Raw genomic sequence first — 6,881 nt, 5'->3', positions numbered from 1 at the left:
CGATGGCGAGGCAACTTTACTATCACTAATTTTTTACCGATGGTAGGTGTAATATCAGCTTACCTGCTTTGTATACCAATTAGATAGCTAGGGGTTAGAGCGTATTTCCGTGGAAATGGTGAAACGCCGTTTATATTTTTTCCATCGCGCACGATGCCTACGGCGGGCTACGCCTACGCACAATTCACAACTACAACTGATTCCTTGGCTAGTTGAGCATCAACGTTCTATGGGTCTTGTGAAAGCTGTTCGTCAGCGACACCGACGCAACGCCGCCAGGTCGCTTGACATTTGGGCTTCTGCCTTAACTTGACACCAATGATTACAGTTTCAGCCTTGTTTCGTCCACGAGGGACGAGGTTTTAAACCAATATTCATCCGCCAGTCGCACAGAATTCAATTCTGAATTCTGGCTCCTGACTTCTGAATTCTTCTTCATTGGCAACTGCGATCGCTGAGTTACAAGATTTCATAGCAGCTTGTCGTGATGCCCGTGAAGCAAGAAAAGCTTTGGCAGTTAAATTGATTGTGCCTTGATTATTTGTACGAAGAAATCCAAGCTATTCTAGATGTGTCTTTAGGCTCTATAACAGGCTGGAAACAAGCCTATGAGCAGGATGGAATTAATGGACTGTGCTTGAACTACACTCGTGAGAAAAAGCTACCTGAGTGCTGAACAGCGAGCTTCGAGTGATGGAGCGAAAACTGATACGATAGAGCCAGCACTGATCACATATACAACCAGGCGTTCGCCCCTGGCGTTGGCGTAGCCATCGCCCTAGACTAAGGAGTGCGTTCGCTTTTATTTTTTGACTATTACCTGTGGCTTCTTAGTAGTGAAAGCCCATGCAATTCTTAGTGCAGCAGTCGGATTGGAGTGAGGCATCACTATCAAACTATCAAACTATCAAACTCCCATAAATCCCTATCCGGTACAAACCTAGCTTTCATACCGATGTAATGGTGTTTAATCAGGTCTTCAGTTGTTGTATTGGGATTGTTATTTGGCGAGCCTAGAGAATCATGCCATAGCATAGGTACGTGTATAGACTAATATTGATGCCCGGATTATACGCAATACTTGTCGGGTTTTGGGTCAAAGGTTTTGGGAAAAGGGAAAGAAAAAACCTTTAACCCAACCCCAAAAACCTTTGACCCAAACCAAATTCTGAGTTCAAAATGCACAAAGCTAGTAGTATTGGGATTATACGGAATTGTTAATCCATTTTTTACGTGTTTCACCTGTTGAATTTTCGTCACAGGGAAATTTTTTATCTTGACGATGATGGTATTTGCTTCATTTGAGTTTCTAGCAGAAGTATTAAACTCCCAATTTCTACTTTTATATCCTTGATATGAAACACCATATCTTCCCATTTAAAATATGGTATATTCATTAACTCTTGGGCTTTCTGCATTAAAGCTGTAATTACTTCTATGGAAATTCCCCCTCCTTCAGTACAGTTAAAACTCTCCAGCATCGCGGGTTGTGAATGAGTCCGTGGACGTGCGATCGCAGTGTAACCGAAAGGGCGAGTATTTCCCATTTCCTTTAACAGCACTTTTCCCCTATATTCTATTTTGCCATCACCAGGTAAAAATACCTGAATTTGCTGCGGCTCAAAACTCACAATTTTGCCATTTACATTTAACTCCAAGTTTTGCATCTGGGTGCGAATAAAATCTGAGGACAAGGCGTGGTTAATATCTACTTCTGTGAGTATAATTCGAGCTATAGCATTTACCGGCTCATTGAGTTCTATTTGACCAAAAAGAGCGCTGAAGGGATTGATGGCAATACTATCGGTTTGCAGTTTTATTTCCTGTACGCGAATGCCTTCTTGGATAACTAATCCTTGGCCGGCAATTGAAACTCTATCCGCCTGTCCTTGAACTATTTTCAAGAAATCTGTTTGTACATCTATTTCTATTTTTTCGACTTCATCTAGCTTTTCGGATATTCTTTTTTCAGCTTCCTGGGATATAAATTTCTCTTCCAAACGATGCTCATCAGCCATGAATTATTAATCTCCTAAATTTCCTATCATTCTTTACTGTTAGGACTTACGCACACTCTATGAATTCTCGGCGCTCTTGGCGTCTTCTCTACGAGACGCTGCGCGTTGGCGTCAGCCTCTCGAAGAGAAGGCGGTTCGATAAATTAGGCTTTTTGGCGATTTTTGCGTAAGTCCTAACTGTAAAGGCTAATTTTGAAGAGTAAATCTATATTGGGATATATCTAAGTTGTGGAATTAAAGTAATTCGTAATTTGCAATATAGATATGTATGGCTCTTATATTTTTGTGACTAGTTTTTAGCCTTCGAGCGCCGAATTCAGCGGCGAATGCTGTTGTATAAAATAGAACGCTTGCAGGATTATGCCCAGTATACACAACAGAATCTTAAGGGGGGACAAAAAGGGCTAGGATGCAGATAAAATAAGCCTCATAGCTCTCTGCCCTTGTTGATAATACTTCCGCTTATTAGGAGCTAGTGTCATTAATTCAGCCACCAATTCATAAGAATTTTCCATAAAATTGACCCAGTTAGACCCATATAATCCAATATAAAAACTGCTATGACGGCGAACTGTCCTTAAGAATTCTTTGATTCGACCGACATATTTTTGAACACCCATACGTTTAATTTTTTGACCAGATATAGTTGCAGCGGTATAGGCAAGTGAGATTAATAATATTAGGGAAATTAGCCTTTGACCTTTCTTTCTTCTACTTTCAAAAAATATGGGGATAGGTAAAGCAGTAGCCAGTGCTTCAATGCTAACAGTTTTAATAGATTGTAATAAATTTATCAGGATTTTTAGTAATAAATATTCTGCACGTCCCAATTCTCGCTTGAGGTTTGTCTCGTAGAATTCTGGTAATATTATCATTAAATAGAGCTTGTTGCGAATGAAGACTCTTTTTGTTTTACCACAAATTGCTACACTCGTTGCCCTATATCTATTTCAGGATATTTTGTCCCCCCTCAAGGTACACAAGAAGTTTAGACTTTTCATCTCCATTCTAGCTTTTATTGATTTGTTGACACCATTCTCAACTACTGAGACGTTCGTTCTATCGCTATTGACTAAAAGAAAATTCATCTTTTGCGATCGCAAGAGAGCGGGTGCTTGCACCATCGCTCAATTGAGAGTATCCCCAAACAGGATCACCAAAAGTGGACAAGACCCTTAATCCTGGCTGACGCGCAATTATAGTTGCATTTAATCCTGGCTGAGAAATGTCTTGATTGCAGGTCTGAGCGATTAGCATTGCAGGTCGTTACAGCTAGAGAGTTTAGGCTTCATACCCTGGATGACATTAATTTGGCACAGCGACAAATAAAAAGTCACTGTACAACTTCATTGTAAATGCGTCTGACGGTGTATGTTTCAAAACACACCTTAGTTAGAGTCTCCATGCCAGATTACTGTGATAGGATACGGCTCATTCCTGTTGTTACTTGTAGGAGACAATTATGGAAATCAGTAGACGCAGCTTATTAAAAACTGCTTCTGCTTCGGGATTAGTGGCGGCAGGACTTGCAGTTTCGGAAGGATTAATGATAGTACAGCCATGAATCCAGCTTGGCTAGGGTAGATATTAATACTATCTTTAATCGTTTTATTTACGCAGCGATGTCACGGTGCGTGGTGCAAAAGCTGGGAAGCACATTTTGTGTGAGAAGCCAATGGCAACCACAGTAGAAGATTGTGAACAGATGATCGATATACCCCTGGTGAAGAAGGTTTGCAAGACCAAAAACTGACAGCGGTGATTTACGAAGCCGCACAAACAGGCAAAACCATCACTCTCCCTCGTGTATCAGGGTTAGATACCACTCGTGGCCCCGTTCCTCGAATGCTGAAGTAAATATGTGCATACCGCAGTCATGACAACCTCTGCTTGGAGTCCGCTCCGTAAATCTTTGTTTCGCGATCGCTGGATTGCCTCAATTGTCTCCAACATTGGTGGTTGGATGGAGGACACGGCGGCAACTTGGCTAATGACTTCTCTCACCACCTCTCCCCTATTGGTGGCACTTATGCAAACAGCCGCAACTTTGCCGGTGCTGCTGTTAGGATTACCAGCCGGAGCAACGGCAGATATTTTTGATCGCCGTCGGTTACTCCTGTTTTGGCAAGCCTGGATGCTGATTGCTGCACTCATCTTGAGTGGATTAATTTTTGCAGGTAGAATTACACCGTGGTCACTATTGGGGCTGACGTTTTTCCTCAACTTGGGAGCGGCAATGAATGGCCCAGCTTGGCAAGCTATTGTCCCAGAATTAGTACCGCGATCGGAACTCATGGCTGCCATTGCTTTAAATAGTGCTGGGTTTAATATTGCCCGAGCAATTGGCCCTGCGATCGCAGGTTTTATACTGGTGGCAGCCAATGCGGGAGTCGTCTTTTTGATTAATGCCCTCTCTTTTGTTGGGGTAATTATCATCCTTTATCGTTGGCAACGCAAACCATTTTACGAAAGTGCCCTCCCCGCAGAGCGAGTATTAGGTTCGATGCGGGCTGGTATACGCTATGTCCGTTTCTCTTCAGCCCTGCAAGCTGTGTTAATTCGAGGGGGTGTTTTAACTAGTTGTACCAGTGCTTTGTTTGCATTGTTGCCTTTAGTGGCACAGCAGGATTTGCAACAAGGAGCAGGTGGCTATGGTTTATTACTCGGTAGTTTTGGATTTGGGGCGATTATCGGTGCGATTTTGATGCCACAAGTGCGTCAACATCTTACAGCCGATGGAGTTGTGATTGTAGCAACTCTGGTGTTTGCGATCGCTATATTAATTCTGGCATTCATTCACAACGTACCTTTGGTGTTGCTAGCTTTGGTGGCGGCTGGAATTGCTTGGACAAGTATGACATCCAGCTTGAATATTACAGTGCAGCTTGCTGTTCCGGCTTGGGTGCAGGCACGGGCGTTAGGAACTTATCAAATGGTATTTCAAGGAGGTTCAGCAATTGGTAGCATTGTTTGGGGTGTAGCGGCAGAACATTGGGGAACGTCAAGTGCCTTATTCGTTGCTGCCCTTGGTTTAATTGGGGGAACTTTCACCGCGTGGCGTTACCCGTTGCTGTCAGGAAAACTTGATTTAGCTCCAGCATTACGACGAGCTGAACCACTAGTAGTAATTGAATTGCAACCAGAAGAAGGGCCAGTTTTAGTCACACTTGAATATTTTATTAACCCAGAGCAAGCAGAGGAATTTATAGCAGCAATTCATGTTTTGCGAGTGGTGCGGTTACGAGATGGTGCGATTCGCTGGGGCATCTTTCATGATACATCTGAGCCGAATCGCTACTTAGAGACATTTATCGTCGAGTCTTGGGTAGATCATTTACGTCAGTATGAACGCTTTACGGTAGCAGATCGAGAGATTCGCGAAAGGGTTTTTGCCTTTCATCAAGGCGAAGAACCTCCGATTATTTCTCACATGATTTATGCTCACCAATCCTAAGCAGCCGTCAACCACCCACTTTTTATTCTTATTTGGACGGGCAATTAGATAAATTTTGCCAATCGCATCGTGGGTACTTCTGCCGGGGCGGAATCCATAGCTGCTGCCCTCAAATTTGGATTCCCAGTACGGTTCCAGTGCGTTTTTAACAATCGCCTGTAGGCAACGGTCAATTATGCTAGGTATTCCTAAAGGGCGTTTTTAGAGATTATGGCATGGTGTGAATCTGAAACTGGAATTGATTATGTGTTTGGACTTCCTGAAAATAATCGCCTAACCCAACTATCTCAATCAATTAAGTATCGTGCATCCCAAGAATACTCAAGAAAGATTGAGCCTGTAGTTGAGTTTTTTGAAAGCTTATTTCCGGGAACACCGGATTTAAAAAAAGATGCGGCAGAATTTGTTGATAACTCAGTTTGGTATTGCTCTCTTGACTATCAGACTTTAGACAGTTGGAGCCGTAGTCGTCGTGTTGTTGCCAAGGTCGATTATAGTGATGAAGAAGTTAAGACTCGCTTTGTTGTGACTTCGCTCCCGATTAAGAAAATTCCTCCTGGGAAACTTTATACTCAAAAATACTGCCCACGAGGCAACATGGAAAATTGCCTCAAAGAACAAAAATTAGATTTACAAAGTGATAGAACTTTTTCCCCATACATTTGCAGGGAATCAATTGCGTTTATGGCTGGCAGCGATTGCATACATTTTAATGAATGCCATGCGAGAGAAATGTTTAGTCAATACAGAATTCAAAAATGCAACGATTGGAACTATACGCACAAAATTATTAAAGCTAGGGGCTGTGATTACAATTCTTCAACGACAAGTCTTAATTGAAATTAGTAGTGCTTGCCCTTACAAGGAAATTTTTGCAAAGATTTATGAGTTTTTATCTCGACTCCCTTGCCCCGGATAATGAGAAAATTTGTTTCATAAGTAATAGCTAATTCTGATTTTAAATAACTATTATTGGTGTTGTTTTGCTTAACTTAACCCAACAAATTGTCATGTCAATTTTTCTCAGTATTTTTTACATATTTAAGTAGGGGCTGCTCAAAATGTATTTTATGTATCTTTTCTATTTCGGTTTTTACTGCTGAATCCTTTTAACCTACGGGGAATTTAACAATGTATCAATTAATTTATCCTAAGTCTGGCTAATCCAGGTGTTTTTTTCTCCCTCGTGAGAAATCCGGGTTGTGACAATGCCAATAACTTGACCGCGACGTAGAGAGATTAGTTCTGGGATAACTACCCCCATCCCTTGGCAAAATTCTCTCGCTAGCTGGTACTCTTTCTTGGTACAGGTTTTTGCAGCGTGAATCAGAATGTCGCCGCGATAATTGATAGGCCAACCACGGTTTTCGATATCTTTGAGAGCATGCTTTATCACAATATAGTTAACT

The 6,881-nt window shown here is 41.9% G+C and carries 9 protein-coding genes and 3 pseudogenes; 7 read left to right on the top strand and 5 right to left on the bottom strand.

Features of this window, described 5'->3' with window-relative positions; genetic code table 11:
* Nucleotides 1-115 precede the first annotated feature (115 nt).
* Together V7K67_RS23470 and V7K67_RS23465 are read left to right on the top strand one after the other, a co-directional pair.
* On the top strand, nucleotides 116-313 hold the full coding sequence (locus V7K67_RS23470; protein ID WP_335168626.1) for a hypothetical protein: 198 nt from the start codon (nucleotides 116-118) through the stop codon (nucleotides 311-313).
* A gap of 131 nt (nucleotides 314-444) precedes the next feature.
* Nucleotides 445-680 (top strand): annotated as a pseudogene (locus V7K67_RS23465) (helix-turn-helix domain-containing protein); the annotation flags it as partial.
* A gap of 591 nt (nucleotides 681-1,271) precedes the next feature.
* On the opposite strand, the gene V7K67_RS23460 reads toward V7K67_RS23465, so the two are convergent.
* From V7K67_RS23460 to V7K67_RS23450, 3 genes and pseudogenes are all read right to left on the bottom strand, one after another.
* Complete coding sequence (locus V7K67_RS23460) at nucleotides 1,272-2,018, bottom strand: LmeA family phospholipid-binding protein (RefSeq protein WP_334729885.1); 747 nt, start codon at nucleotides 2,016-2,018, stop codon at nucleotides 1,272-1,274.
* A gap of 404 nt (nucleotides 2,019-2,422) precedes the next feature.
* Nucleotides 2,423-2,716 (bottom strand): annotated as a pseudogene (locus V7K67_RS23455) (IS4 family transposase); the annotation flags it as partial.
* A 367-nt stretch (nucleotides 2,717-3,083) separates the two neighbouring features.
* A complete protein-coding gene (locus V7K67_RS23450; protein ID WP_334729884.1) occupies nucleotides 3,084-3,275 on the bottom strand; it encodes a hypothetical protein in 192 nt (63 codons plus the stop codon).
* Nucleotides 3,276-3,480: 205 nt separating this feature from the next.
* Between V7K67_RS23450 and V7K67_RS23445 the strand changes: the two genes are divergently transcribed.
* The 4 genes from V7K67_RS23445 to V7K67_RS23435 all read left to right on the top strand — a co-directional run bounded on the left by V7K67_RS23445 (nucleotide 3,481) and on the right by V7K67_RS23435 (nucleotide 5,472).
* Nucleotides 3,481-3,582, top strand: coding sequence for a twin-arginine translocation signal domain-containing protein (locus V7K67_RS23445; protein ID WP_334729883.1), 102 nt, complete (start codon nucleotides 3,481-3,483; stop codon nucleotides 3,580-3,582).
* Between the two features lie 66 nt (nucleotides 3,583-3,648).
* Complete coding sequence (locus V7K67_RS34570) at nucleotides 3,649-3,771, top strand: Gfo/Idh/MocA family oxidoreductase (protein WP_442943909.1); 123 nt, start codon at nucleotides 3,649-3,651, stop codon at nucleotides 3,769-3,771.
* Nucleotides 3,753-3,875, top strand: a complete 123-nt coding sequence (locus V7K67_RS23440) for a hypothetical protein (RefSeq protein WP_334729882.1) — start codon at nucleotides 3,753-3,755, stop codon at nucleotides 3,873-3,875. The genes V7K67_RS34570 and V7K67_RS23440 overlap by 19 nt, the downstream gene beginning before the upstream one ends.
* Nucleotides 3,876-3,879: 4 nt before the next feature.
* Complete coding sequence (locus V7K67_RS23435; RefSeq protein ID WP_335168624.1) at nucleotides 3,880-5,472, top strand: MFS transporter; 1,593 nt, start codon at nucleotides 3,880-3,882, stop codon at nucleotides 5,470-5,472.
* Here the strand turns inward: V7K67_RS23435 and V7K67_RS34565 are convergent.
* Entirely contained in the window at nucleotides 5,353-5,610 is a 258-nt protein-coding gene (locus V7K67_RS34565; protein WP_442943910.1) for a hypothetical protein, read from the bottom strand. The two genes, V7K67_RS23435 and V7K67_RS34565, sit on opposite strands and share 120 nt — an antisense overlap.
* Before the next feature lie 66 nt (nucleotides 5,611-5,676).
* Here V7K67_RS34565 and V7K67_RS34560 point away from each other — a divergent pair.
* Nucleotides 5,677-6,391: pseudogene (locus V7K67_RS34560) on the top strand (transposase); the annotation flags it as partial.
* 231 nt (nucleotides 6,392-6,622) lie between these two features.
* Here V7K67_RS34560 and V7K67_RS23415 read toward each other — a convergent pair.
* The gene (locus tag V7K67_RS23415) at nucleotides 6,623-6,868 is read right to left on the bottom strand and encodes a hypothetical protein (RefSeq protein ID WP_335168622.1); all 246 of its coding nucleotides are present in this window, start codon (nucleotides 6,866-6,868) and stop codon (nucleotides 6,623-6,625) included.
* Nucleotides 6,869-6,881: the final 13 nt, after the last annotated feature.

This window comes from Nostoc sp. (assembly GCF_036917155.1).
Lineage (GTDB): Bacteria > Cyanobacteriota > Cyanobacteriia > Cyanobacteriales > Nostocaceae > Nostoc.
The sequence above is the reverse complement of the archived record's forward strand: the minus strand, read 5'-3'. Positions and strand labels throughout refer to the sequence as shown.